Raw genomic sequence first — 23982 nt, 5'->3', positions numbered from 1 at the left:
ACCTTGGGGCACCCGTTTTTGTGACGGAATTCTTTGGACAGTTGTGGTGCATGGAGTTCCGTCGGGATTCTTCGCTTCGCTCAGAATGACGGTCTGCTGACCGTAGGATCGCGCTGAAGCGCGATGAAGCACAGAACATTCTTGTCGGGGATAGACCTTGGCCGTACGAGCTTCGCTTTTGCGAAGCTTTGGCTTTCGTGCCTGGAAGCGTTCGACAGTTTTGGCGCGTGAGATGTCATCGGGATTCTTCGCTTTGCTCAGAATGACGGTCTGTTGACCGTATGATCGCGCTGAAGCGCGATGGCCCAGGTTAGCTTCGCGAACCTGGGGCACCCGCTTTTGTGGCTTCGTGAACCTGGGGCACCCGGTTCTTGGCTCATGCTGACAGGGATGAGGTATCGAGCCACTCGCGCCATGCGTTCAGGCCTCGTTCGCACTGGAGGCGGTGGCGTTCTTTCTTGTCGCGGATCTTCTTGCGCAGTTCTTCTTCGAGCGGCATGAGCAGGTCAAAGGTGATGTTGGCGGGTTGGAAGCGCTTCGCCTCGGTATGGGTAATGTAGTGAACTAACGATCCGTGGGCGCTGAGGCGTGGTGCGGATGCGGGTGTTTCGCCGCGTGCGATGGCTGCGGCGAAGCGGCCTGCGAGCATGCCTCCTGCGATGGACTCCGTGTAGCCTTCGACACCGCTGAGCTGGCCTGCGATGAAGATGTTGGGGTGCTGGCGCAGTTGCAGCGACTCTGTGAGCAGCGTGGGCGAGTTGATGTAGGTGTTGCGGTGGATCTGGCCGTAGCGCAGGAAGGTGGCGTTTTCCAAGCCGGGGATGAGGCGCAGGATGCGTTGCTGGTCGCCGAACTTGATGTGGTTCTGGAAGCCCACGAGGTTGTAGCTGTCGGCACGCAGGTTTTCCTGGCGCAGTTGTACGACGGCGTACGGCGTGATTTCTGTACCGGGATAGCGCAGGCCTACGGGCTTCATGCAGCCGAAGCGGAGCGTGTCCTTGCCACGGCGGGCGATCTCTTCAATGGGCAGGCAGCCTTCGAAGTAATCGAGCTTCTCCCACTCCTTGGCTTCCACTTCGTTGGCGGCGATGAGCGCGTCGTAGAAGACGTCGTACTCTTCTTTGGTGAAGGGACAGTTGATGTAGTCTGCGGAACCCTTGTCCCAGCGGGCTTTGAAGTAGACGCGGTCCATGTTGATGGTGGTGGCGTCGACGACGGGCGCGATGCTGTCGTAGAAGGACAGGTATTCGGTGCCGGTAAGGCGCTGAAGATCGGCCGTAAGCGCGGGCGAGGTGAGCGGGCCGGTGGCGAGGATGGTCAGTGTGTCTTCGCTGGTTTCATCGAGCGAGGTGACTTCTTCGCGGACGACGGCGATGCGTGGTTCAGCGGCGATGCGTTCGGCGACACGGCGGGAGAATTCCACGCGGTCGACGGCGAGTGCGTGTCCGGCGGGGACGGCGCAGGCGTCCGCTTCCTTCAGGAGCACCGATCCGGCGAGGCGCATCTCCTGTTTGAGAAGCCAGGGCGCGGTGTTTTCGCTCTCACTTTTCAGCGAGTTGGAGCAGACGAGTTCCGCAAAGTCGCTGGTCTGGTGCGCTTCTGTGGAGCGATGCGGGCGCATCTCGTAGAGGGTGACTTCGCAGCCGAAACGTGCGGCCTGCAGGGCGGCTTCCGGGCCGGCGAGGCCTCCGCCGATAACTTTGATTTTCTTCACAACTTCTATTTTCTCGCGAACGGAACTTTTCCGGAGTAGGCTGCGTAGCATAACCCGTGCGGACGTAGGCTTCTGGAAACCCGCACCGAGGCCTTTCATGCTTTGCCTGATCCTGTTGATCCTATTCTTCAGCCGTCGCTGCTGGTATTGGTCGGGATATTCACCCTATGGTTATGGGTACCACTACGGCCCCTATCGCGGCTATGCCTATGGAGCGTATCCGTACGGGGCTTACAGCTATTACAACCCGTATTGGCGCGGGTATTACCCGTATTACCGGCCTTACGGCTGCTACTGAGCGGATGAACCGGCGAGGCTTTTGAGTTCCTCGCCGGTGACGCGCAGGTTCAGCCATTCGCGCAGGATCTTGGCTCCGCTGGCTTCGTAGAAGTCGAGTGCGGGCTGGTTCCAGTCGAGACATTCCCATTGGAAGCGGGTGCAGTTCCGCTCCAGCGCGATCTGTGCGAGGCGCTGAAACAGTGCTGCGCCGATGCCGCGTTTGCGGAAGGGCTCGCGGACGAAGAGGTCTTCCAGGTAGAGCGCCGGACGGCCTTCCCATGTGGAGTATTGGAAGAAATACAGCGCAAAGCCAGCGGTCTGGCCCTGCCATTCGGCCATGAGGCAGCGGAAGTACGGCTGCGGGCCGAAGCCGTCGCGGAGGATGTCCTCTTCTGTGGCGATGACGGCGTCTGGTTCTTTTTCGTAGATGGCGAGGTCGCGGATCAGGGCGAGGATGGCGGGTGCGTCGGCGGGGACAGCGTCGCGGAGGGTCAGGTTGTTCGTCATGGCGTAAAGGCCAAGCTTACCTCAGGCCTCTTTGCGATGGAGTTTATGCCGCCGGGAGTTGTCGTTTGTGGTTGGGGTAATGACTTTTCTTCCCGCGGAATCGCAGTGCGGGATAGGAATGCAGGTCCCCTTCGACTTCACTCGAGGGCATGCTTCGACTTCACTTTGTTTCGCTCAGGGTGACGCACGATAGGGCGCGCCTTCAGCGCTTGTGATGATGGGCTTCCTACCTAGGCCTTCGGCCTAGGCTAAGATTTGTCGGGCCTTTGGCCCTTAGCTACTGCGGTTTGCTGTTGCTTGTGGTGTCGACTTTGAAGTCCTTGTCGTCTTTGTCTTTGGAATCCTTCGAGTCCTTGTCGTCTTTGTCTTTGGAATCCTTCGAGTCTTTTGAGTCCTTTGGGTCTGCGGACTTGGCAGCGGCGGCTTTTGCGGCGTCGCGTTTGGCTTTTTCCTGTTCGAGGTATTTTTCGAAGTTGACGGAGAAGGCGAAGAGTTCCGTGTCCTTGCCGTCCTGTTTCGTGTGCATCATCTTCACGTAGAGTTCGGCGCCGCGGAGTGGCGGGTCGTCGAGGTCGCGGATGTCATAGAAGAGGAAGCCGTTGGCGCTGCTGTGCGCGGGGATGGTGGTTTGGGTGAAGGAGAAGTCCTTGTCGTCGTCGAGGATTTTCTTGTCGACGGGCGTGGGCTTGTAGGTGATGGGCGTGCCGGGGATGCGCTTCTGCTTGATGTCGTTGAAGCGGAAGAGGCGGCGATTTAGCTCTTCGGGGGTGGCGGCGGGCAGCTTGGTGCCGTCAGAGGCGATGAGTTGGATGCGCACCTGATTCAGGTCCAGCGGAGCGTCGCTGTCGTTGGCGATGATGAGACGGATGGGGAGGATGCTGTGGCCACTGTAGTCGAGCCGGAAGAAGTTGCCCTTGTCACGGGTGTCGAATGGTTCGGCGGCTACCGTGACGTGCTCTTTTTCATGCGTTTCGTGTGAGACGTAGGCCGTGGCGGCGAGCACCGGCGGCGCTTCTTTTTTTGCGGCGAAAACGGGTGTGGCCAGCGATAGGACGAGCGCGAGGATGGATAGCTGGGGCCGGGTGAGCATACACAGGTAAGACGTTTGAAAGCGGTTGGAGTTGCGGGATTGTTGGCCGGGGATTGCCTTGGGCGTTGGAGTGGGTTGAGAGGAAATGCAGGTCCTTCGACTTCACTTCGTTTCGCTCAGGATGACGCACTTCGTTCGTAGGAGCTTCGCTGGTTATGTATACCCAGAGGCTTCAGCCATCCGCACTTAGTATCATTCGACAGCGGCCTGCGATGGCCACGTGGGTTGGCTATTGCTGATGATGCTGCTTTACAGTCTGGGATTGTTGCTGGCGCTGGTGCTTACGGCGCCGGTGTGGGGCTGGCGCATGGTGCGGCAGGGGCGGTATCGCGAGGGATTGCGTGCACGGCTGGGCGCTGTCCCCGCGCGGTTGCAGGCGTTTGTAGCGGGCAGACCTGTGGTGTGGGTGCATTGCGTTTCCGTGGGTGAGACGCTGGCGGCGGTGCGGCTGATTGCGGAGCTGGAGGCGGCGCTGCCGGGGTATGCCGTGGTGGTTTCCACAACGACGCCGACGGGGCAGCGGGTGGCTCGAGAGCGGTTTGGTGTGGACCGCGTGTTCTTCTTTCCGTTGGACCTTGCGTTTGCGGTGCGGTCGTATCTGCGGGTGTTGCAGCCGAAGCTGCTGGTGTTGATGGAGAGTGAGTTGTGGCCGCGCGTGCTGGTGGAGTGTGAGCGCGCGCAGGTGCCGGTGGCGGTGGTGAATGCGCGGGTCAGTGATCGTTCGTTGCCGCGTTATATGCGTCTACGTGCGCTGTGGAAGCCGTTGCTGGGGAAGGTTTCGTTGCTGCTGGCGCAGAGTGAGGAAGATGCGCGGCGTTGGCGGCAGATTGGTGCGCCTGCGGAGTGCGTGGTGGCTGCGGGGAATTTGAAGTTTGATATTCGTGCGGCGGAAGAGACTCCACTGACGCGGCTGGTGCGGCAGCATCTGCCTGCTGGAGCGAAGGTGCTGGTGTGCGGGTCGACGCATGAGGGTGAGGAGTCGTTGCTGCTGGATTGCTGGAAGACGTTGCCGATGGCAGAACGTGTGATGGTTCTTGCTCCGCGTCATCCGGAACGTGCGGGGGCTGTGGAGCAGTTGGTCCTGGAGCGCGGATTGCAGGCGGTTCGTCTCACCGCATGGCGGATGGAACCCTCATCCATCCTGGGCGGTGCCGTATTGCTGGTGGATACGGTGGGGGAACTTTCTTCGTTGTATGCGCTGGCTTCTGTGGCGTTTGTGGGCGGGTCTTTGATTCCGCATGGTGGGCAGAATCCGCTGGAGCCTGCGCGGCTGGGTGTGCCGGTGGTAATGGGCGGCAGCTATCAGAACTTTCGCGGCATGGTGGATGCGATGCAACGTGAGCAGGCGATTCGCATGGTGACGCGTGAGGCGTTGTGCGATGTGTTGGATGAGTTGATGACGCGCGGTGACGGCATGGGGGAACGCGGACGTTTGTTTGCGGCTTCGATGATTGGCGCTACGGAGCGGACGGTGGCGGCGTTGTTGTCGCTGTTGCCGGGGCGTGTGCAGTGAAGCGGCCGTGGTTGTTGCCTCTTGTGCCGCTGTGGGCTGCGGGTGCGGCGTGGAAGAATCGCGCGTTTGATCGTGGTTCTGCGAAGGTGGAGCGACTTGAGTTGCCGGTGATCAGCGTGGGTAGTCTGTCCGCTGGTGGCGCGGGTAAAACGCCTTTTGTGATGGCGCTGGGGGAGGCGCTGCGGCGCGCGGGTGTTGGGTTTGATGTGTTGTCGCGCGGCTATGGGCGCACGGCGGATGCGCAGTCGGCGAAGCGTGTTGTGGGAACTGGTTCTGCGGAAGAGTTTGGTGATGAGCCGCTGATGATGGCTCGCAGGCTGGGGCGGCGTGTGTATGTGGCTGCGGAGCGTGCTGCGGCTGGGCGCATGGCGGAACGTGAGCATCGTGCACAGCGGGAGACGGGGCCGTGGGTGCATCTTCTGGATGATGGATTTCAACATCGTCGGCTGGTGCGTGCGGTGGACATTGTTCTGCTGACGCAGGCGGATGTGCGGGATGTGTTGTTACCTGCGGGGGATTTGCGCGAGTCTTTGGGATCGTTGCGGCGGGCGGATGTGATTGTGTTGCGCAAGGATGAGTCGGCGGAGTTGCGGCCTTTGGTGGAACGTGTTGTGGCTTCTGGAAAGAAGAAACCGCTGGTGTGGGAGATGGAGCGCGTGTTTCATTTTGTGGAGGGCAAGCCTGTGTCTTCGCCGCTGGCCTTCTGCGGAATTGCTCGACCGGATGCGTTTCTGGAATCGCTGCGGCTGAGTGGCGTGGAACCCGCGTCGTTTGTGACTTTGCGCGATCATCAGCGCTATGACGATGGCGTGGTGCAGAGGTTGGTGCAGGCTGCGGAGCGTGTGAAGGCGAATGGGTTTGTGACGACGGCGAAGGATGCGGTGAAGTTGTCGCCGGCGATGCGTGCGTTGCTGGAACGTGTGGGGCCGGTTGCGGTGGGGGATATCAACGTGACGATCTGCGATGAGGCGGGTTTCATTTCGGCACTGATGCGGCTGTTGCCGGAGGGTTCCTCTTTTCCTTCGTAGTGCCTTTCGCCGTATGCTCTTCGATGACTGCAGGGAAGCACTCTGCTGTGAATTGGAAACAGATTGAACGATGCTCCAAACATTCTGATTGTGCGCGTGGGCGCGATGGGCGATGTGCTGCACGCTTTGCCTGCGGTTGCGGCGCTGCGTGCGGCAATGCCGGAAGCTCGGATTGGATGGGCGATTGAGCCGCACTGGTCGCCGTTGTTGCGCACGCATCCCGGTGTGGCGACGCGCGGGCCGGAGATGCCGCTGGTGGATCGCGTTCATGCTGTCCCGGCGAAGGAGTGGTTGCGCCATCCGTTTTCATTCGCTACGTTGCGAAGCATTCGCGGTCTGCGGCGTGAGTTGCGATGGCAGCGATATGACATTGCCATTGATCTGCAGGGTTCGATCCGGTCGTCAGTGATTGCGCGGATGAGCGGCGCGCGGCAGATTGTGGGCAGTGCCGATCCGCGTGAGAAGCAGGCGGGCTGGCTCTATCAGCAGCGTGTAAAGACGCGGAAGACGAATGTGGTGGAGCAGGCTGCGGAGATGGTTGCGGCGGCGATGAAGTTGCCGTTGCAGCCGGTGAAGGCACCGTTGCCGGTGTCGAAACCCGCAGAGCAATGGTGCGATGCGCTGTTTCGCGAATTGCCGGAGCGTCCTGTGGTGCTGTTAGCGCCTACTGCGGGATGGGGCGCGAAGGAGTGGCCCGCGGTTCGCTTTGGTTACCTGGCGCGTGCGCTGGAGGAGCGCGGGTATACGGTTCTGGTGAATGCGTCGCCGTTTGGGCCGGATGGGGCGGCGGGTACGGTGGTGGCGGCTTCGCAGGGGCATTGCCGAGCGGTGCCCTGTACTATTCCGCAGTTGATGGCGCTGGTGCAGCGTGTGGCGTTGCTGATTGCAGGCGACACGGGGCCGCTGCATCTGGCGGCGGCGTGCGGCGTGCCGGTGCTGGGTCTGTTTGGGCCCACGGACCCGCTGCGTACCGGGCCGTGGGGGATGCGGACGAAGACGCTGCGGCATCGGTTGAGTCAGACAGATCATCGTCGCCACGCAATGGTGGAGCGCGGGTTGGCGGAGATTACGGTGGACGAAGTGTTGGAAGCTGCGCTGGAACAACTGTCGTCGTCTGCCCGTGGATGACTCGGCAGGGCATAATGACAGAGGCATGGCAGTGGAAATGGGCAAAGGCGAACGGTTGGTGCGGAGGATTCGTGTTCCTCTGGGATTTGTCTTTGCGGCGTTGTTTTTGTGGCTGGCGCGGCCTTCGTTTTTGTCGCTGGCGCTGAGTTTATTGCTGGTGGTTCCGGGGCTTTGGCTGCGCGGTTATGCCGCTGGTTACGTCAAGAAAAATGCAGAGCTGACGCAGACCGGGCCGTATGCATACACGCGCAATCCGCTGTACCTGGGTTCTGTAATGGCGGCGTTCGGGTTTGCGTTTGCATCGCGGCGGTGGGAGCTGGTGGTGCTGCTGGCGCTGTTGTTCCTGGTGATCTACGGGCCGGTGATTTTGTCAGAGGAACGATTCCTGCGCGCGCACTTTGCGGATTTTGATGACTACGCCGCACGCGTGCCGAGATTGTTACCGCGACTGACGGCCGCGACTGCACCCGCGGGACAAACTTCGGCGGGTTTCGACGTGGAGCGTTACCGGAAACATCGCGAGTACAATTCGGTGATGGGCGCGGCGGGTATCTACGCCACGCTATTGGTGCTGATGTGGGTTCGCGCGCATTGGGGCGTGCAGTAAGGTCTGAGTTCACGAGAGGGGCTACTTCGGGTTGAATCGGTTTCGGAATGCCCTTCTGGCGATGACGTGTTTGCCAGCCTTGATATCACTTCCTGCGGCGGCGCAGAAGTTTTCGTTGCCATTCACTGCGGACAAGGAGGGTGTGCCACCTGCGCAGGCTCCGCTGATGACGCCTCCCATGCAGGGCTACGTGTTTCCGCAGCACCAGACGCTGACGTTTACGGTGGATTGGCGCGTGTTTACCGCCGGTCGCGCCGTGTTTCAACTGGACCAGGCGGGGCCGTTGATGAAGGTGCAGGCCAGCGCAGACACCGTTGGCGCGACCAACATGATCTACCAGGTGATGGACCGGTTCCAGTCGAGTTTCAACATGGCCACGGGCTGCTCTGCGGGGTTCAGCAAGCAGACACAGGAAGGCCGCCGCAAGGTGAACAGTGACCTGGTGTTCACACCGGGTGCAACGGCGCCTGCGCCCGTTGAGGGTGCGCAGCCGGTGCTGGGAACGCAGGTGCTGACCGAGCGCAACCTGGCGAAGAACACCACGAAGACGCAGCAGGGACAGATTCCCGCGTGCGTGACGGATGCGCTTTCCGGCATTTTTTATGTGGGTTCGCAGAAGCTGACCGTGGGGCAGGATTTCAAGCTGCCGCTGGCGGATGCGCTGCGTACCGTGGCCGTGACCATGAAGGTGGAGGCACGCGAGGATGTGAAGACACCCGCGGGTACGTTCACCACGATTCGTGTGCAGCCAACGGCGGATGCCGGTGTGGTGAAGAATCGCGGAACGATTACGATCTGGTATTCCGATGATGCGCGGCATCTGCCGGTGCAAATGCGTGCGAAGCTGCTTTGGGGAACGATCACGTTCCATCTGCAGTCCGTGCAGTAAACGGCTTCCCCTATTTAAATGCCGTCATCCCGAGCGTAGCGCGGGACTGTTTTCTTCACCCATTATTCTTCCTCGCCCCAGACACCGTCATCCTGAGCGGAGCGAAGCGGAGTCGAAGGACCTGCTTTCTTCTCTGCCCTCTGCATCCTCTCATGGAGAGCAATCATCTCTTCCCGCGATAAGACTGAACAGGCTTTCCAAGATCCTCCGCAAGATCTTCCCATGTGGGATTCACCTTCTCGATCAGCGCAATCTTCTTTTCACGTCGCCAGCCCTTAAGTTGTTTCTCTCGCGAAATTGCGGCAAGCGGGCCACCGCAGACCTCGTAGTACACGAGGCGAGTGCAGTTGTAATCCTTGCTGAAGCCTTCCAGCGTCCCAGCTTTGTGTTCGAGGATGCGTCCATCCAGATTCGTCGTCATGCCGATGTACAGCGTGCGGCTTTTGCTGGCTAGGATGTAGACGTAGGCTTCTCTTGGCATCCTGCGTTTCCTTCGAAGTTGTAGTGGCGCGAAAAGAAAGCAGGTCCTTCGACTCCGCTGCGCTCCGCTCAGGATGACGAACTTTGTTCGTAAGAGATTCGCTTTGCGAAGCTGGATAATCCTCTGCTGAAAGTCCTTATCCCGGAGGCCAGGTCATGGAACGGCCGCCGAGGATGTGTAAGTGCAGATGGTCGACGGTTTGGCCGCCGTCTGCGCCCGTGTTGGCGACGATGCGGAAGCCTTTGGCCAGACCTTCTTTCTCTGCAACTTTTGCGGCGGTCAGCATCAGGTGGCCCAGTAGAGCCTCATGCGTCTCCACGGCGTGAGCTGTGGAGGCGATGTGTTCCTTCGGGATGACCAGAACGTGTGTGGGCGCGACAGGGTGGAGGTCGCGGAAGGCGAGGCACTGGTCGTCTTCAAAGACCCTGGTGGACGGGATGGTTCCCGCGGCGATGCGGCAGAAAATGCAGTCGGCAGCCATGAAGAACAGTGTAGGCGAGAGAGGCGCGGAGGCGCACGGTTCCTTGCTACACTCGCAGCACTCCGTCCGGTGACGGAGAGGGAGATTCATGGCCACTACCAGCACGCCCCCGCCTGCCTTCAAACCGTTTGTTCCTGCTGAAGAGTCGCGACCGGAGTTGACCGTTCGCGCCATCCTGATTGGCGCGTTGTTTGGGATTCTGTTTGGCGCGGTGACGGTCTATGTGGGGTTGAAGGCGGGGCTGACGGTTGCGGCGTCGATCCCGATTTCGGTGTTGTCGATTTCGATTCTGCGCGTGTTGGGTAAGTCGTCCATTCTGGAAAACAACATTGTTCAGACGACGGGCAATGCGGGGCAGTCGATTGCTTCAGGTGTGATCTACACGCTGCCTGCGTTGATCTTCCTGGGGTTTGACCTGGAGTATGCGCGCATCTTTGCGCTGGCGCTGTTTGGCGGATGGATTGGCGTGCTGTTCATGATTCCTCTGCGACGACAGTTGATTGTGGAAGAGCATGGATCGCTGCTGTATCCGGAAGGCACGGCGTGTGCGGATGTGTTGATTGCGGGTGAGCGCGGCGGGTCGTTTGCGTCGCGCATTTTTCTGGGCATGGGGCTGGGTTCGCTCTACACGCTGTTTCAGAACGAGAATCTTTTTGGTCTGTGGCCTTCTACCCCGACGAAGGATTTTGACATTGGGCCGCAGCATCTGTTGAAGGGTGGTTCCATTCGCGCGGATGCTACGCCGGAGTACCTGGGCGTGGGCTACATCATTGGCATTCGCGTGGCGGGTGTGATGCTGGCGGGCGGTGTGTTCAGTTGGCTGGTGCTGATGCCCGCGATTTACTTCTTCGGGTCGCACCTGCAGCATCCGCTGTATCCGGGAACGGTGCCGATTGCGCAGATGAGTCCAAGCGATCTGTGGCGGACATATGTGCGGCCCATGGGCGCAGGTGCTGTGGCAGCGGCGGGATGCCTGACGCTGCTGCGCACGGTGCCCACGATTGTTGGCGCGCTGGTGGGTTCGCTGAAGGCGAAGAAAGCTGCGGGAGAAGCGCAGAGATTGCGGACGTCGCACGATCTGCCCAATAGCTTTGTGTATGGCGGATCGGTGTTGCTGGTGGCCATCATGTGGGCCTTCCTGTACTTCAAGCCGGTGCCTGGAGCGCAGGTAGGCGCATGGGCAAACCTGGCGGCTTCGCTGCTGATTGTGGTGTTTGGATTTTTGTTTGTCACGGTGAGCGCGCGCATTGTGGGCATTGTGGGTTCGTCGGCGAGTCCGGTGAGCGGCATGACGATTGCCACGTTGATGGCCACTGCGGCGATCTTCCTGGTGCAGGGATGGACTGCTCCTGCGTTTGGCGCGCTGGCGATTACGGTGGGTGGTGTGGTGTGTATCGCTGCGAGTAATGCGGGCGATACGGCGCAGGATCTGAAGACGGGATTCCTGATTGGTGCAACACCGTGGAAGACGCAGCTTGCCGTGATGATCGGCGTGGTGGTTTCGATGTTTGTGATCGGGCTGACGCTGAACGGTATGAACAAGGCGCTGGAGAGTTTTCATCGCATGCCTGCAGCGATGACGTTGAACCTGCAGTCGTTGCCGGAAGGATTTCAGGACAAGGGTGTGTTTCCGCGTCCGCATGTTGCGATTACGGATACGGGCAGGCCGCGCGAAGAAGTGAACGATGCCACACGCTATGAGTTGGTGAATGCGATTGGGTCGCCCACGCTGGAAGACGGCAAGTACCTTGTCGATCGCACGACGGGCAAGGTTGAGATTCAGTGGGTGCAGGGCATTGGCAGCGAAAAAGCTGCTGCACCGCAGGGCCGTTTGATGGCGACGGTGATCAACGGCATCCTGTCGCGGAAATTGCCGTGGTCGCTGGTGCTGCTGGGGGTGGCGCTGGTGCTGGCGGTGGAGCTTGCGGGTGTGCGTTCACTGACGTTGGCGGTGGGTGCGTACCTGTCGATTGCGACGACGCTGGCGATCTTCTGCGGCGGATTGATTCGATGGATGGCCGATGCGGCGATTGCAAAGGCGCGTGCGATGGATCGTGCGAAACGCTCAGCGGAAGCGATGGCGTTGCGCGTTGCTGCTGCGCATCCCGGTGCCGATGTGGTGGTGACGTATGACGCGGCGGGTGTGCCGCTGACACCGCAGCTTACGAATGATGAGTTGCAGGCGGCAGTGACGAACAACGAGCCGCTGACCGATCTGGAGAATGAGGAGATCAGTCCGGGTTCGTTGTTTGCATCGGGATTGATTGCTGCTGGCGGCATCACGGGTTTGATGGGCGTGGTGGTGCGCTTGATTGAAGGCGTGAGCGAAAGCAACGGTGGTAATTGGTTGTTGCCACGCTTCAGCGAGACGAATCCGCTGCACCATGATCCGGTGGCGATTGTGATGTTCGCGCTGCTGGCGTTTTCGCTTTACTACTTTGCACGTAAGCCGCTGGATACAAAGTGAGGTTAAGGATGAAGAAGTTTGTTTGTGTTGCAGCGTTGCTGCTGTGCGTGTGCCGTGTGTCGTTTGCGGATGATGCTTCGAAGCGCGCCAAGATTGATGAGATGTTCACGCTGATGAAGATGCAGCAGACGCTGGATCAGCTTGCCGATCAGCAGGCAGGGCAGATGAAGAAGATCATGCCGCAGCTTCTGGCGGGGCAGACGATTGGCCCCGATGACCAGAAACAGATTGATGCGTTTATGGATCAGCTCTCGGCGATGGTGCGGGATGCGATTCAGTGGGACAAGCTGAAGCCGCAGTATGAAGAACTGTATACGGCAACCTATGACGAAACCACGATCGACGGCATGCTGGCGTTTTATCGCACCGATGCTGGGCGCGCGATGGTGGCGAAACAGCCGGAACTGATTGCAAAGTCGCAGGGCATTGCGCAGGCGCAACTGACGGCTGTGCAGCCGAAGATGCGAGCTGCGTTTGAAGACTTTGCCGCGAAAATGGCGAAGAGCGCTGCGGCAAAACAGAAGTAACGCGTGGTGGTGCGGAAGATTTTAAGGTGGAAAAGATCGATCAGACGGAACCGGATGCGGCGTTGTTCAACCTGCCGCGCGCGTGTACCAGGTGATTGATATTCCTGCGCCGCAGGTGATGGCGCAGCACGGAGGCGAGCGTTAGCCGCGCAGCTTCAGGAAGCCAGCCAGCGCAATGATCATGCCCAGCACGATGAACGCGAGCAGCGCGCCGATGAAATAGGCGGCTCGGCGTTCGCCCTCGGGACCGGGCTGGGTGATACCGAAAGTGTTGATGAACGAGCGTGCGATCAGCTGAAGGAATCCCATGGCGTGTGCTCTTAGTGTGCGCCTTTGGGTGTGGTTGCGTCGAGTGGGTTGATTCGCCGCGCGCCTATTCCGGCTGTTTTGCGGCGGCGTCGGGCTTGGCGAGATCGCAGGCGCGCCACATGTACCAGCTCGCCAGGGAGCGCCACGGACGCCAGCGTTCAGCCCGCTTGATCATCTCGGCAGGCTTGGGCAGGTCTGCGTTGGTCACTTTGTCGGTGGGCTTGAGTTTGCCGAAGGTAAGCGCGAAGCCTTTGCGCACGCCGTAGTCGTCCACGGGCAGAATGTCCGGTCGGCCAAGACGGAAGATGAGCATCATCTCCACGGTCCATTTGCCGATACCGCGCACCTGTGTGAGGTGTTCGATGATGTCGTCGTCGGACATGCGACGGATTTTAGCCAGCGTTGGGACGGTGCCGTCGAGCGTCTTGGCCGCGAGGTCGCGCAGAGCAAGCGTCTTGTTTGCGGAGAGGCCAGCGGAACGAAGCTGGATCGTTGGGCATTCGAGCAGGTGCTCCGGCGAAGGATGCACGCCGAGGCCGCAGACTTCTTCAAAGCTGGCGATCATGCGCGCGTGAATGGTGGCTGCGGCCTTGCCGTGGAGCTGCTGGTAGATGATGGCTTCCGTCAGCGCCTCAAAAGGGCTTTGCGAACCCGCGATGCGCAGGCGTGGTGGTCCGGCCTTCGCGATGATCTTTGCCAGCTTTGGATCGGCTGCCGAGAGGGCTGTGGCGGCTTCGTCGGCGTTGTAGGGCGGCTTGCGAGTGCGGGCAGGATGAGCCATGGCCAACAGTGTCCCACAAAGAGACGGAAGCGACAGAATGCATGCAATTGCCTAAGAGCCTGATGGCCGCAGGCGTATCATTTTCGTATGACTCTTCGCGTGGAACGCATTGGAGACCGCCTCGCCATTCTGCTGACGCAGGAGCAGATGGAAGCATTGTCGCTGCGTGAGGATGCAGAGCTGGAGCTTGAGATCGTCGAGGGGAAGCTGGAGATCACTCCTGTGCCGACTACCGATTCGATCCTACGTGTTTCTGCGGATGAGGCGTTTGCTGCATACAAACGTACGGAGCCTCGTTACGCAGAGGTCTATCGGGAACTGGCAAAATGACTCCTCGCTTCCTATCGGTGGAAGCGGTCTGCAGGATTCAGAAGGACTCGATCGAAGTGTATGGCGGTGCCCATGGACTTCGTGACGAGGGACTTCTGAGGTCCGCGCTGGATCGCGCTGAAAATCGTTATCACTATGATCCGAATGCTTCCCTCGCAGTGCTCGCTGCGGCATTGAGTTGGGGCCTGATCAAGAACCATGTCTACATCGACGGCAACAAGCGAGTGGGACTGGGATCGCTTGTTGCATTTCTTGCGCTGAACGGGCACAGGTTGGCCTGTCCCGAATCGGAAGTTCTCACCATGACGCTGCGTGCGGCGGCGAGTGAGATTGCGGAAGAGGAATGGACGGCCTGGCTGGAGCGCACGGTCCGTCCTTCTGCCGGATAAGCGAGCATCCTCATAGAGATGATTGGAAGAAGGCGCGAACCGTTTCTGGTCGCGCCTTCTTTCTTGCAATGGGCTCGGCGTATTTCTGTGGCGAATCAGCCGAAGAGATTTCTGACACCACGCTCTTCGTGGAGAATCCACATGAGCGCCAGGCCTGCCTGTGCGATGGCGAACATGCGGGTGGCGTTGGGGTGGCGCTGGCACCAGCGCATGCCGCGTCGCCAGCCAGCGGGGCCTTTCTTCCAGAACTGTGCATCGTGCGTGGGATGCACCGCGCCGACGATGCCGTCGCCGATGAGAGCAATGGCGGTTGCATGTTTGAGGCGGTCTGTTGCGGTCATAATTCCCCTCCATCCTTCACAACAGATGCGGAGGGGCGGGGATGTGCCGCCCGTATTGGGTCATGCGGATGTGCGCCATTCCATGCATGCTCCGAAAGATATGCCTTTAGGAAGCTGCAACATGCTTTGGATGATGCCATGTTGGATTGTGAGCCGCCGTTATATGCGGTGAGTCATTGTTCCCACGAACAGGATGGCTCCGATCAGGATCAATCCGATGTAGACATACTTCAGGAATCCTGCGCCGGAGAAGCGGCGATTGAGCGCACGTCCCGCGAAGACTGCGGGGAGCATCGCTGGCAGCGAGTATAGAAACTCGTTTGTGACAGTGCGAGTCCACAGGCCGGCGCTCCAGTAGCCGATCATTCCCAGGATGCTGGCGGGCAGGAAATACGCATGGATGGTTGCACGGAAATGCTGCGGCGACCATCTGCGGAGTGAGCCGTAAACCACTAATGGTGGCCCGTTCATGCCGTAGGCACCGCCCAGAATGCCTGCCAGAAATCCTGACAGCAGAAGCAGTGGCCGATTCTCATGCTTGAGATGAAACGAGCCAGACGTCCACAACGAATAGGCCGAGAACAGCATGATCAGAATGCCGAGACATGCTTTCACTATTTATTTGCTGGTGAGGATTGGTCAGCAGAAGCAGGCCGATGGGAATACCGAAGACAGTTGCCGCGAGCAACCCTGCGGCACTTTTCAGGTGAATATGTTTCCAATCCTGAACGACAACTACGGCTGCGGCTGCGATGGAGAGAAGTACCGCCAGTGGTGCAGCTACCTGCAGCGGCATCACAAACGCCAACAGGGGCACTGCGATCAGAGCTTCGCCAAATCCAAAGGTCGACCGGACAAGCGTGGCAACAAAAACGATTGCCAGAACGAATACAAGTGAAGCGTGAATAACAGTCTCCAGATCAGCGTTTTCATGCTGGCACGCACCATGAAAAGCACTGATTTAAGGATACCGGGGCTATGCGTGAAGCGATCAGCGAAGGGTTATATTGGCGCCTTCTTCTTTGGTGATGGGCTCGCCTGATTTCGGTGTGATGGTGACGTTGTGCATCGTCACATCTGCGTTGCGGATCTGGAGGCCCTTTTCGCTTTCAATCTTCACGTTGGTCAGGGTGAGATTGCGGATGGGCATTTCCGGGATACCGATGATGATGGCGTCCTTTGCACCTGTGGCGGTGATGCCTTCGAGCGAGATGTCGTGGAAGCGCGGGGTGTGTGCGTCCACGGGCTGCGCCTTGTCCGTGCCTGCGGCGGGCCACTTGGGGTAGTACTCGGTGATCTGGATGGGCTGGCCGACGCCGGTCATGGTGATGTTCTTGTAGTGCAGGTCGTGGATGTCGTTACCGCGGGTGCGATTGCTCTTGATGCGGACGCCTGCGTCAGTGTGTTCCATGGTGACGTTTTCCACGCGCACGTCGCTGATGCCGCCTGCGAGTTCGCTGCCCACGCTGAGGCCGTGGCCGTGGCGGAAGATGCTGTCGTGGATGTAGACGTGTTCGACGGGGCCGATCTTGGGGTCGCGCTCGACGAGTCCGCTCTTGAGTGCGATGTCGTCGTCGCCGGTGTCGATGTCGACGTTGCTGATCTCAATGTTTTTTGAGCTGAAGGGGTCGATGCCGTCGGTGTTGGGCGCGCCGGTGGCGGGGTTGCGGATGATGGCGTGGTCGATCTTGATGCCGTCGCAGAAGAAGAAGGTGAAGTTGTACATGGGTGAGTTTTGCAGCGTGATGTGATCGAAGGTCAGGTGCTGCGACTCTGTGATGTCGAGCAGCATGGGGCGCGGAAAGCCGCCGCTGCCGCTGGTGTCGCCTGCGACGCGGTGAGTGTGGGCCATCTCCCAGAAGACGTCGCCGCTGCCGTCGATGATGCCGCCGCCGGTGATGCGGAGGTTGCTGACGTGGTCGGCGTGCAGGAGGGCGACGCGGCGCCATTTGGCATCTTCGCGGATGGGGTAGTCGTCCAGGTTGCGCGAGCCGAGGAGCTTGCTGCCTTCGGCGATGGAGAGTGTCAGGTTGCTCCTCAGCGTCAGCGGCGCGGAGACGAAGGTGCCGCCCTTCAGGACGACGGTGCCGTGCTTCGGCGCGCAGGTGTCAATGGCCTTCTGGATGGCGGCGGTGTCGTTGGTTTTGCCGTCGCCCTTTGCGCCGTAGGTGTGCGCGTCGCAGATGGTCTGTGCTGCGGCGGTGGTGGTGGCAAGGGCGATGAGGACGGCGGGGAGGCAGCGCATGGTGGGTCTCCTGTGACGGAAGTACAGTGTCGCTGAAACGTTTTTATTTTGTCGAGGGGTGCGTGGAAGATTCGTGATCAGATTTCTTGAAGCGTTGTAGTCACTCGAGAGGAATGCAGGTCCCCTTCGCTTCGCTCGAGGGCATGCTTCAGCTCCGCTTCGCTTCGTTCAGGATGACGGTCTTCGACCGTACGAGCTTCGCGAAGCGAAGCTGGTGTGGTTTTGTGGCTGGAAGGGATTTGGCGGCTGTGGTGCGGTGAAGTGTGTCGGGATTCTTCGCTGCGCTCAGAATGACGGTCTTCGACCGTACGAGCTTCGCAGGCTGGCCGCTCGATGTTGAGGCTTGGCACAATTTGGTTAGGCAGATGAACGGCTTTCCACTTGGGCGGGGATGCGGTAGTGTTTGTGCATGCCTACATCCAAGCTGCTTTGCCGCGTTGCTGCCGCGTCCTTTGCTGTTGTTTCCTGCGTGTTTGCGCACGCCTCCACACAGACAGATGTGGAACGTCTGAGCGCGAAGTTCTGGGAGTGGCGCGCGACGGAGCAGCCTTTTACGAATGACGACATTCCGCGTATCGACCGCGCGCATGGGTTTGTGGCGCACTGGTCGGCGGCGGATGTGGCGGGGTATCGCAAGCAGATTGCAGCGTTTGAGAAGGAGTGGCGAGCGCTGGATGTGACTCAACAGCCGGTGAGTACGCGGGTGGATTATCGGCTGGTGGGTTCGGCGATTGCGCGCGTGTACTGGGAACTGGATGTGCTGCCGGTGTGGCAGCGGAACCCGTTCTTCTACGTCGATCAGGGGCTGACTGCCACGTACACATTGCTGTTGCAGCACAGGAAGTTCACGCCGCAGATGCAGCACGACGTGGTGCTGCGGCTGGCGAGTTTGCCGCGTCTGCTGGATGAGGGCAAGTCGAACCTGACGGATATGCGGCAGCCGTATGCCGTGATCTGCATGGAGAATCTGGCGAAGATTGAGGATCGCATGGGCCGCTTCAAAGACGGTGTTCATGCGGAGGCAGGCTTTGATACGAAGGAGCTTGCGGAGTTCGACAAGGCCGAAGATGCTGCCGTGAAGGCGATGGTGGCATATCGCGAATGGCTGCGCCCGCAGGTGGCGGGCATGAAGCAACAGACAGCGGTGGGGCGCGATGGTTATGTGTGGTTTCTGAAGAATGTTGCGTTGATGAGCTACACGCCAGAGCAGATTCTGCAGACGGGCAAGCTGGAGTTTGATCGTGCCGTGACCTTTGAGGCGCTGGCGCAGGCGGCGAACAAGGGCGTGCCGGATGTGCCGGTGTATCCGTCGCTGGGTGCGCAGATTGCAGATGAGAAGAAGCAGGAAGCGGCGATGCGCTCGTACATGACGGAGCACGGTGTGCTGAACGGCGATCCGACAGGTGTGAAGCACTACTACTATGTGCCGACGCCGAAATACATTGGGGCGCTTGGCTTTCTCGGTGTCGAGGATGACCTGACCAGCGTGAACCGCCTGGATGAAGACGGTTCGAGCTACAAGAGCACGCCGCGGCTGGGCGGCTTCTGGGCGAACATTACCTCGCGCGATGTGCGTCCGCTAACGAACCATGAGGGCACGCCGGGCCACTACTTCCAGATGGCGTGGGCCATGCATCATCCTGATCCGGTGCGGCGGATGTACTACGACTCGGAGTCGCAGGAGGGCATTGGCTTCTACGCGGAAGAGATGATGATGATTGCCGGGCTGTATGAGACACAGCCAAAGATGAAGGAAGCCATCTATGCGCTGAACCGTTTACGTGCGTTGCGTGTGGAGGTGGATGTGAAGCTGGCTACCGGACAGTTCACGCTACAGCAGGCGGCGGATTACCTGAAGAACACGGTGCCTATGGATGAGGGAACGGCACGGAGTGAAGCGGCGATGTTTTCGACGACGCCGGGACAGGCGATCACCTACCAGATTGGCAAGAGCGACATCATGAAGGGGCTGGCGGCTGCGAAGTTGAAGCAGGGTGCGGCGTTCTCGTTGCAGAAGTATCAGGACTATGTGTGGAGCAATGGCAGTGTGCCGTTCAGCCTGCAGCGGTGGGAGTTGCTGGGGGATGTGAGCGATGTGCCGCCGGTTCCGGCTAGCTTTGTGCAGTAGGGATCCCCTCAGGGGCTAAAGCCCCTTGTTGTTGCGGTTTTCACGGCAGGGCTGAAGCCCTGCCCTTCCCGAAAGCAGACGCACTTCGTGCGTTGGAGCTTCGCGTCGCGAAGCTGGTTTTGGCTTCCCTGGCTGAAAGGGACGGACGGTATTGGAGCAGTGAAGTTCGTCGGGATTCTTCGCTTTGCTCAGAATGACGGTCTTCGACCGTAGGATCGCGCCGTAGCCGCGATACCCAGGTTAGCTTCGCGAACCTGGGGCACCCGGTTCCCATTTTGGACCTGTGTCTTCCAGTTTCCATTCAGTCTGATTCCGGTTTGTCGGCCTTGTCGATGACGAGTGTGTCGATGGGGCCGCGGGTGGCTTTCATTTCCAGGCCGAGTTGTTCGCGCATGGCGACGAGGAGCGGCGGGCTCTTGGAATCCTGTGGAGTGGGGATGGCGCCGCCGAACTGGGTTTCATCGGGCGCCCAATCCAGAGCGAAATCGTAATGGCCGGTGAGGCCGGTCTTGTTGACGACGGGACGATCGAGGATGGCGCGCTGCATCACGCGTGCCAGGTCGTCCATGCTTGCGTTGCGTGCAGGCATTTCGAGATGGTCGGGGTAGACGACGCTGGTGACCATGGGGTCGCGATTGGGAGCGCCGGTGGTGTCGAACTGGATGCCGCCTTTGGCCACGGTGATCTCATAGATGGAGAAGACCTTTGACACGCGGTGGAAGGCGAGATGGAAGCGGTCGTGCAGCAGCGTGCGCAGCATGAGCATCTGCTGGTCATGGTCAGGACGCTTATCGCCGGGGGTAAGAGCTTCAATGGTGAACTTGTCGGCGTCGACCCAGCCGGGGCCACCGGAGATGGTGCGCGGGTTCAGATCATAGGCTGCGGCGATGAGCAGCTTCAGTGTGAAGTTGGTGGCAACGAAGCGGTGGTCGTTTTCCATGCGGAGGAACCGGCCCGCCTTGGGGCCTGGATCCACCGGCTTAATGGTGGCGACCTCAAAGCTGGTCGCGGGGGATTGTGCCGCGGCGACGCCTGCCGCCATGACGATACCCAATGCCACAGCCCTGATCATGATGCCTCCATCTCCGGCCGCTTCTACAGAGAGGGACGCCTGCTGGGGCGTTTGGGCTTTCAGAAATCTCTGTGATGGCTGAGAAAGACAGCATAGCTGCGGAGGCAGTGCGCTTTCGATGACCGGAAGGCCCAAGCCCCGTGTATGGCGCGATACAGCTTACTGCGTGGCGAGGGCGGCCTCTTCAAAACGGGTCATGGCGGCGTCGTCCCAGGCGTGGGTGGTGGTGCGCCAGCGGTGGCTGCCGTCGTCCATGAAGTTGGGGAAGTCACTGCGGCAGAAGCTTTCGCGGCGCTCGAAGTCGATGAGCACCTGCGGGACACCGTCGAGACGGAGGGCGGCCTGCTGGCCGTCGCGGCTCCATTCCACGGTGAGCAGGCGTTCGCGGTCGCCTTCGGGTTCGCGGCGCATGGCGGCGACGTTGTAAACCAGCATGGAGTCGAGGACGGTGACGTCGAAGGCGTCTTCCACGGTGGCCAGACGACCGTCGCAGGCATAGCTGTAGGCGGCGACGCCCTCATCCTCAAAGACCACGCGCCAGGGGAGTTCGCGGGTGGGGGAATAGCTGACGAGACGGCCGGAGCCTACGCGGAAGGTGAGGGAATCCATGTCTTTCAGGGTACGAGGATTTTAGGGAACAGGGAACAGGGAACAGGGAACAGGGAACAGGGAACAGCGGCGGTGGTTGGATTCGTGCGCGAACTGGATGAGGTATGGGCATCTTGTGAGGGGGGCGGGATTCTTCCCCTTCGACAAGCTCAGGGTCAGAATGACGGGTTCGGTGGTGGTAAAAGGAATGGCCGCGGAGACTTACTGACTTGCTGACTTGCGCTCAAGCTGCAACACTCGAAGATGCGTATCGACCATGAATTTTCATTTCCACTTCGGCAGGCCGCAACGGGTTGCGGCGCTGATCCTTCTGTTCTTTTTTGCGGAATGTCTCTACCTGATCGGGCGGACGGAGCTTAGCGACCGCGACTATCGGTACGCCCTGTGCGGACGCGAGATGTGGGAGAAGCCGGTGCCCACTGCCGGGTATTTCACCACCTGCGGGAATATGCAGGGCGATGGAACGCTGGCGTATCGCGCCGCCGGACTGCCGCTGACGGTCTACGTGAAGGCCCTGCAGGTTGCTGACTGGGTAGATGCCAAGCGGCATGGCGCTGATACTCAGGAGCCCACGGGTGGCTCGATCTATGATCTGCGGCACCAGATTGTAGGGACACGGTTCCTGCTGCGTGTGCCGTTTGCGCTGGCGGCAGTGCTGCTGGGAGCAGGGCTGTGGTGGGTGAGCCGCAGACTGTTTGGGAATATCCCCGGAGCATTTGCGCTGGGCTTGTATTGCCTGTCGCCTGTGGTGCTGCGCTACGCGACGACGCCGAATAACGAAATTCTCGCTGCGTGGGGCTTGTTTGCCGTGGTGTATACGGCCATCGGCATTGCCCATGCCATGTACGGGCCGCTGCGGAAGTGGCGTCCGCGCATTGTGCTGTTCACCGTTGCGCTGGGGCTTACGGCGTGCTCGCATATTCTGGCGGCTTTGGTTGGCGTGATCGCTTCCGCCGTGTTCATGCTGTGGATTGCGGAGCGACGCAGGACGCTGGTGTTTCCGTTGCTGCTGGTGTCATCGTTCGGCGCCATGCTGATGGTGCTGGCGTCGTACGTGTTTCACGTGAGCCTGTTTTTGTATGTGTTCACCGCGGGTGCGGCGCGGTTCACGCTGGACTACCATCCGGCGCTGGAGCTGCTGCGTGACCCCATGCAGGTGGCCGTAACGGGCATCCTGGCGATTGCAGTGGTGCTGTTTGTGCTGATGCGGCGGTCGCGCTACTTCGGCAACGTGGTGCCGCTGCTGGTGGCGTTGGCGATGTTGCCGCTGGTGACCACGCAGGTAACGACGGTGCCGGCGCTGTGGGCGTATCCGTTTCTGCTGACGTTTGCTGCGGGTGTGTTTGCAGACGCGAGCGAGACGCCGCAGCGAAAGCTGTTCCTGGCTACGATGCTGACGGCGCTGGTGTCGCAGGGGATTTGCTGCGGGACGTGGATGTTTCTGGTGAAGGTGTAGCTGGAATTGCGCTGCGACGTTAACGGGGTTCTCGGGATTAATGATGATCCCAACGCGCACAGGCCCGGTCAATGAGTGCATTGGCTGAAGGCGAGAGTTGAGCCAAGCTGGCCGCAACCCACGGTCGCTGGCGGCCAGTGATCGCGGCTCGAACGAAAAGCCTGATCTTGATTTTAAAGCCACTTCGTCTCTGTTCCATTCTGAACAGTTTTGTGCGTGATCGCACATCGGCACGTGTTCCCGCCATATTCTGGATCCGACAAAGTTTTTCTAATCTGTGACTTATCTTTACGTTCCAATGGCACTGTGCCTGCATCCGTTTAGGTTTTAATTGCTTTCGATTCCGAGGCGAAATGAAAACTCATCGTATGGTGTTCTTTGGTTCTGTTTTCTCCGGTCAGCTTGAGAGCAGGTTCGCTCTCACTCTTTCTCTTTTGTTTCTTCTGTTCGCAGCGCGTCCCTGCTGTTCCCAGAATCCCTCTGGTGTTGCTCCACCTGCCCAGCAGAATTTTGCACTAGCTGACACCGCCTCCCTTTCTGTTATCGGTGGCAAAGCAGAACCTGTTGAATATCTGGGTCGAAAAGCCGTTCGCCTTACGACACAGGCCAACAGCGACATCTTCGCCTACGTGAATGGCTCTTCCATCCAGGACGGCACAATCGAGGTCGATATTGCAGTGAAGATCACCACGCCTCCCGGCGTTCGCATGCCAGGTTTCACTGGCCTCGCCTTCCGTACACGCCGGGATGGCTCGCAATATGACATGTTTTATTTCCGTCCCAGGAACGCCCAATCCGACGACCAGGCGATGCGCAATCACTCTGTGCAGTATGTGGCCAAGCCCGACTACGACTGGTATCCGCTTCGTCGCCAGTGGCCGTGGGTTTACGAATCCTGGGCCGACCTCAAACCTGAAACATGGACACATGTGAAGGTTGAAATCCATGGACGGACCGCACAGTTATTCCTGAACCGGTCGAATTCTCCCAGCCTTGTCGTCAATGGACTCAAAGGCGAGGCGCTACAGGGCGGTGTTGCGCTTTGGGGCTATCCCGGCGAGGAGTCCTACTTCTCGAATCTCCACATCTCTCCCTCGAATCCGCTCCCGATTAAAAACGGTGGCGAAGCTGACGGGATATGGAACGCCGTGTTCGCGAGCGACTACGGGCGCTTCGAAGGCGTGATGAACCTGCATCGCGACGGCACGAAGATCACTGGCACATGGAGCGGAGCGTTTGGAAAAGAACTGGCAGTCACCGGGACCTGGCGCGACGGTTATGTCGAACTTCGCTTCATGGGAGGCTGGCAGGAAGATCCAAAGTCCACGCCGGTTCCTGCCGTGGCTACGCTGGCCGGATGGATCGACGACGATAAGGCTGCAGGCCGCATGAAGGTGGAAGGCCGTGCTGATGGCCAATGGTCTGCCGTCCGGCAGAAGACTAGATAGGCGGAAAATCAGGTGGTTGCCTAGTCACTAGGTAGCCCAGCCCAGATGCGTAACGATGAGCGGCTTGTCGACAGCGACGTTGCAGTCATCGTAAAAGACAAATAAAGAAGCCCGGCTTGCACCGGGCTTTCTCGTGTTTGCTTCACGCCGAAGGGCGTCGAGA

26 protein-coding genes are annotated in these 23982 nt (G+C 59.8%); 13 read left to right on the top strand and 13 right to left on the bottom strand.

Annotation, left to right across the window (positions count from 1 at the left end; all coding sequences use genetic code 11):
• Positions 1-376 precede the first annotated feature (376 nt).
• Entirely contained in the window at positions 377-1714 is a 1338-nt protein-coding gene (gene trmFO, locus AB6729_RS09860; RefSeq protein ID WP_371081439.1) for a methylenetetrahydrofolate--tRNA-(uracil(54)-C(5))-methyltransferase (FADH(2)-oxidizing) TrmFO, read from the bottom strand.
• A gap of 97 nt (positions 1715-1811) precedes the next feature.
• On the opposite strand from trmFO, the gene AB6729_RS09855 reads away from it, so the two are divergent.
• The gene (locus AB6729_RS09855; RefSeq protein WP_371081438.1) at positions 1812-2012 is read left to right on the top strand and encodes a hypothetical protein; all 201 of its coding nucleotides are present in this window, start codon (positions 1812-1814) and stop codon (positions 2010-2012) included.
• Here AB6729_RS09855 and AB6729_RS09850 read toward each other — a convergent pair.
• Positions 2006-2500: an N-acetyltransferase family protein gene (locus AB6729_RS09850; protein ID WP_371081437.1), complete on the bottom strand. Its 495-nt coding sequence runs from the start codon at positions 2498-2500 to the stop codon at positions 2006-2008. The two genes, AB6729_RS09855 and AB6729_RS09850, sit on opposite strands and share 7 nt — an antisense overlap.
• Before the next feature lie 277 nt (positions 2501-2777).
• Positions 2778-3590, bottom strand: coding sequence for a hypothetical protein (locus AB6729_RS09845; protein ID WP_371081436.1), 813 nt, complete (start codon positions 3588-3590; stop codon positions 2778-2780).
• A 238-nt stretch (positions 3591-3828) separates the two neighbouring features.
• Here AB6729_RS09845 and AB6729_RS09840 point away from each other — a divergent pair, with 238 nt between their 5' ends.
• The 5 genes from AB6729_RS09840 (at position 3829) to AB6729_RS09820 (ending at position 8755) form a co-directional block, all read left to right on the top strand.
• The gene (locus tag AB6729_RS09840; protein ID WP_371081435.1) at positions 3829-5103 is read left to right on the top strand and encodes a 3-deoxy-D-manno-octulosonic acid transferase; all 1275 of its coding nucleotides are present in this window, start codon (positions 3829-3831) and stop codon (positions 5101-5103) included.
• Positions 5104-5114: 11 nt separating this feature from the next.
• On the top strand, positions 5115-6131 hold the full coding sequence (lpxK, locus tag AB6729_RS09835) for a tetraacyldisaccharide 4'-kinase (protein WP_371081434.1): 1017 nt from the start codon (positions 5115-5117) through the stop codon (positions 6129-6131).
• Positions 6132-6194: 63 nt separating this feature from the next.
• On the top strand, positions 6195-7259 hold the full coding sequence (locus AB6729_RS09830; protein ID WP_371081433.1) for a glycosyltransferase family 9 protein: 1065 nt from the start codon (positions 6195-6197) through the stop codon (positions 7257-7259).
• Positions 7260-7284: 25 nt separating this feature from the next.
• A complete protein-coding gene (locus AB6729_RS09825; RefSeq protein WP_371081432.1) occupies positions 7285-7866 on the top strand; it encodes an isoprenylcysteine carboxylmethyltransferase family protein in 582 nt (193 codons plus the stop codon).
• 61 nt (positions 7867-7927) lie between these two features.
• Positions 7928-8755 carry a DUF3108 domain-containing protein gene (locus tag AB6729_RS09820; protein WP_371081431.1) on the top strand — a complete coding sequence of 276 codons (828 nt, stop codon included), beginning with the start codon at positions 7928-7930 and terminating at the stop codon, positions 8753-8755.
• A gap of 163 nt (positions 8756-8918) precedes the next feature.
• On the opposite strand, the gene AB6729_RS09815 is transcribed toward AB6729_RS09820, so the two are convergent.
• Both AB6729_RS09815 and AB6729_RS09810 read right to left on the bottom strand, forming a co-directional pair.
• Entirely contained in the window at positions 8919-9236 is a 318-nt protein-coding gene (locus tag AB6729_RS09815) for a GIY-YIG nuclease family protein (RefSeq protein ID WP_371081430.1), read from the bottom strand.
• A 136-nt stretch (positions 9237-9372) separates the two neighbouring features.
• Complete coding sequence (locus AB6729_RS09810) at positions 9373-9717, bottom strand: histidine triad nucleotide-binding protein (protein ID WP_371081429.1); 345 nt, start codon at positions 9715-9717, stop codon at positions 9373-9375.
• An 88-nt stretch (positions 9718-9805) separates the two neighbouring features.
• Here AB6729_RS09810 and AB6729_RS09805 point away from each other — a divergent pair, with 88 nt between their 5' ends.
• Positions 9806-12184, top strand: coding sequence for an OPT family oligopeptide transporter (locus tag AB6729_RS09805; protein ID WP_371081428.1), 2379 nt, complete (start codon positions 9806-9808; stop codon positions 12182-12184).
• 8 nt (positions 12185-12192) lie between these two features.
• Complete coding sequence (locus tag AB6729_RS09800) at positions 12193-12711, top strand: DUF2059 domain-containing protein (RefSeq protein WP_371081427.1); 519 nt, start codon at positions 12193-12195, stop codon at positions 12709-12711.
• A gap of 141 nt (positions 12712-12852) precedes the next feature.
• On the opposite strand, the gene AB6729_RS09795 is transcribed toward AB6729_RS09800, so the two are convergent.
• Both AB6729_RS09795 and AB6729_RS09790 read right to left on the bottom strand, forming a co-directional pair.
• Complete coding sequence (locus AB6729_RS09795) at positions 12853-13020, bottom strand: hypothetical protein (RefSeq protein ID WP_371081426.1); 168 nt, start codon at positions 13018-13020, stop codon at positions 12853-12855.
• A 64-nt stretch (positions 13021-13084) separates the two neighbouring features.
• Positions 13085-13801 carry a DNA-3-methyladenine glycosylase gene (locus tag AB6729_RS09790; RefSeq protein WP_371081425.1) on the bottom strand — a complete coding sequence of 239 codons (717 nt, stop codon included), beginning with the start codon at positions 13799-13801 and terminating at the stop codon, positions 13085-13087.
• Positions 13802-13888: 87 nt separating this feature from the next.
• Here AB6729_RS09790 and AB6729_RS09785 point away from each other — a divergent pair, with 87 nt between their 5' ends.
• On the top strand, positions 13889-14131 hold the full coding sequence (locus AB6729_RS09785) for a hypothetical protein (RefSeq protein WP_371081424.1): 243 nt from the start codon (positions 13889-13891) through the stop codon (positions 14129-14131).
• On the top strand, positions 14128-14520 hold the full coding sequence (locus AB6729_RS09780; RefSeq protein ID WP_371081423.1) for a type II toxin-antitoxin system death-on-curing family toxin: 393 nt from the start codon (positions 14128-14130) through the stop codon (positions 14518-14520). The genes AB6729_RS09785 and AB6729_RS09780 overlap by 4 nt, the downstream gene beginning before the upstream one ends.
• A gap of 95 nt (positions 14521-14615) precedes the next feature.
• Here AB6729_RS09780 and AB6729_RS09775 read toward each other — a convergent pair whose 3' ends face one another.
• The 4 genes from AB6729_RS09775 to AB6729_RS09760 form a co-directional block, all read right to left on the bottom strand.
• The gene (locus tag AB6729_RS09775) at positions 14616-14861 is read right to left on the bottom strand and encodes a hypothetical protein (protein ID WP_371081422.1); all 246 of its coding nucleotides are present in this window, start codon (positions 14859-14861) and stop codon (positions 14616-14618) included.
• A gap of 159 nt (positions 14862-15020) precedes the next feature.
• Positions 15021-15476: a TSUP family transporter gene (locus tag AB6729_RS09770; protein ID WP_371081421.1), complete on the bottom strand. Its 456-nt coding sequence runs from the start codon at positions 15474-15476 to the stop codon at positions 15021-15023.
• Entirely contained in the window at positions 15394-15684 is a 291-nt protein-coding gene (locus AB6729_RS09765; protein WP_371082611.1) for a hypothetical protein, read from the bottom strand. Before AB6729_RS09765 ends, AB6729_RS09770 begins: the two co-directional genes overlap by 83 nt.
• A 168-nt stretch (positions 15685-15852) precedes the next feature.
• Positions 15853-17106 (bottom strand): glycoside hydrolase family 28 protein, encoded by a 1254-nt coding sequence (locus AB6729_RS09760; protein ID WP_371081420.1) that lies wholly within the window; start codon positions 17104-17106, stop codon positions 15853-15855.
• A 409-nt stretch (positions 17107-17515) separates the two neighbouring features.
• On the opposite strand from AB6729_RS09760, the gene AB6729_RS09755 reads away from it, so the two are divergent.
• On the top strand, positions 17516-19234 hold the full coding sequence (locus AB6729_RS09755; protein WP_371081419.1) for a DUF885 family protein: 1719 nt from the start codon (positions 17516-17518) through the stop codon (positions 19232-19234).
• A 301-nt stretch (positions 19235-19535) separates the two neighbouring features.
• On the opposite strand, the gene AB6729_RS09750 is transcribed toward AB6729_RS09755, so the two are convergent.
• Together AB6729_RS09750 and AB6729_RS09745 are read right to left on the bottom strand one after the other, a co-directional pair.
• The gene (locus AB6729_RS09750) at positions 19536-20306 is read right to left on the bottom strand and encodes a TIGR03435 family protein (protein WP_371081418.1); all 771 of its coding nucleotides are present in this window, start codon (positions 20304-20306) and stop codon (positions 19536-19538) included.
• Between the two features lie 159 nt (positions 20307-20465).
• Entirely contained in the window at positions 20466-20915 is a 450-nt protein-coding gene (locus tag AB6729_RS09745; RefSeq protein WP_371081417.1) for a DUF2251 domain-containing protein, read from the bottom strand.
• 256 nt (positions 20916-21171) lie between these two features.
• Here AB6729_RS09745 and AB6729_RS09740 point away from each other — a divergent pair, with 256 nt between their 5' ends.
• Both AB6729_RS09740 and AB6729_RS09735 read left to right on the top strand, forming a co-directional pair.
• Entirely contained in the window at positions 21172-22371 is a 1200-nt protein-coding gene (locus AB6729_RS09740; RefSeq protein ID WP_371081416.1) for a hypothetical protein, read from the top strand.
• Positions 22372-22724: 353 nt separating this feature from the next.
• Positions 22725-23819 (top strand): hypothetical protein, encoded by a 1095-nt coding sequence (locus AB6729_RS09735; protein WP_371081415.1) that lies wholly within the window; start codon positions 22725-22727, stop codon positions 23817-23819.
• Positions 23820-23982: the final 163 nt, after the last annotated feature.

It is taken from the genome of Terriglobus sp. RCC_193, from assembly GCF_041355105.1.
Classification (GTDB): Bacteria; Acidobacteriota; Terriglobia; order Terriglobales; family Acidobacteriaceae; genus Terriglobus.
This window is presented reverse-complemented; position numbering and strand designations above follow the sequence as displayed.

What these genes read in the sequence shown, in the direction of transcription:
- AB6729_RS09755 (WP_371081419.1), top strand. Translation starts at nt 17,516, where the DNA reads ATGCCTACATCCAAGCTGCTTTGCCGCGTTGCTGCCGCGTCCTTTGCT.
- AB6729_RS09810 (WP_371081429.1), bottom strand. Translation starts at nt 9,717, where the DNA reads ATGGCTGCCGACTGCATTTTCTGCCGCATCGCCGCGGGAACCATCCCG.
- AB6729_RS09785 (WP_371081424.1), top strand. Translation starts at nt 13,889, where the DNA reads ATGACTCTTCGCGTGGAACGCATTGGAGACCGCCTCGCCATTCTGCTG.
- AB6729_RS09760 (WP_371081420.1), bottom strand. Translation starts at nt 17,106, where the DNA reads ATGCGCTGCCTCCCCGCCGTCCTCATCGCCCTTGCCACCACCACCGCC.
- AB6729_RS09740 (WP_371081416.1), top strand. Translation starts at nt 21,172, where the DNA reads ATGAATTTTCATTTCCACTTCGGCAGGCCGCAACGGGTTGCGGCGCTG.
- AB6729_RS09825 (WP_371081432.1), top strand. Translation starts at nt 7,285, where the DNA reads ATGGCAGTGGAAATGGGCAAAGGCGAACGGTTGGTGCGGAGGATTCGT.
- AB6729_RS09840 (WP_371081435.1), top strand. Translation starts at nt 3,829, where the DNA reads ATGATGCTGCTTTACAGTCTGGGATTGTTGCTGGCGCTGGTGCTTACG.
- AB6729_RS09855 (WP_371081438.1), top strand. Translation starts at nt 1,812, where the DNA reads ATGCTTTGCCTGATCCTGTTGATCCTATTCTTCAGCCGTCGCTGCTGG.
- AB6729_RS09745 (WP_371081417.1), bottom strand. Translation starts at nt 20,915, where the DNA reads ATGGATTCCCTCACCTTCCGCGTAGGCTCCGGCCGTCTCGTCAGCTAT.
- AB6729_RS09775 (WP_371081422.1), bottom strand. Translation starts at nt 14,861, where the DNA reads ATGACCGCAACAGACCGCCTCAAACATGCAACCGCCATTGCTCTCATC.
- AB6729_RS09850 (WP_371081437.1), bottom strand. Translation starts at nt 2,500, where the DNA reads ATGACGAACAACCTGACCCTCCGCGACGCTGTCCCCGCCGACGCACCC.
- AB6729_RS09795 (WP_371081426.1), bottom strand. Translation starts at nt 13,020, where the DNA reads ATGGGATTCCTTCAGCTGATCGCACGCTCGTTCATCAACACTTTCGGT.
- AB6729_RS09805 (WP_371081428.1), top strand. Translation starts at nt 9,806, where the DNA reads ATGGCCACTACCAGCACGCCCCCGCCTGCCTTCAAACCGTTTGTTCCT.
- AB6729_RS09780 (WP_371081423.1), top strand. Translation starts at nt 14,128, where the DNA reads ATGACTCCTCGCTTCCTATCGGTGGAAGCGGTCTGCAGGATTCAGAAG.
- AB6729_RS09735 (WP_371081415.1), top strand. Translation starts at nt 22,725, where the DNA reads ATGAAAACTCATCGTATGGTGTTCTTTGGTTCTGTTTTCTCCGGTCAG.
- AB6729_RS09750 (WP_371081418.1), bottom strand. Translation starts at nt 20,306, where the DNA reads ATGATCAGGGCTGTGGCATTGGGTATCGTCATGGCGGCAGGCGTCGCC.
- AB6729_RS09800 (WP_371081427.1), top strand. Translation starts at nt 12,193, where the DNA reads ATGAAGAAGTTTGTTTGTGTTGCAGCGTTGCTGCTGTGCGTGTGCCGT.
- AB6729_RS09815 (WP_371081430.1), bottom strand. Translation starts at nt 9,236, where the DNA reads ATGCCAAGAGAAGCCTACGTCTACATCCTAGCCAGCAAAAGCCGCACG.
- AB6729_RS09820 (WP_371081431.1), top strand. Translation starts at nt 7,928, where the DNA reads ATGACGTGTTTGCCAGCCTTGATATCACTTCCTGCGGCGGCGCAGAAG.
- AB6729_RS09845 (WP_371081436.1), bottom strand. Translation starts at nt 3,590, where the DNA reads ATGCTCACCCGGCCCCAGCTATCCATCCTCGCGCTCGTCCTATCGCTG.
- AB6729_RS09790 (WP_371081425.1), bottom strand. Translation starts at nt 13,801, where the DNA reads ATGGCTCATCCTGCCCGCACTCGCAAGCCGCCCTACAACGCCGACGAA.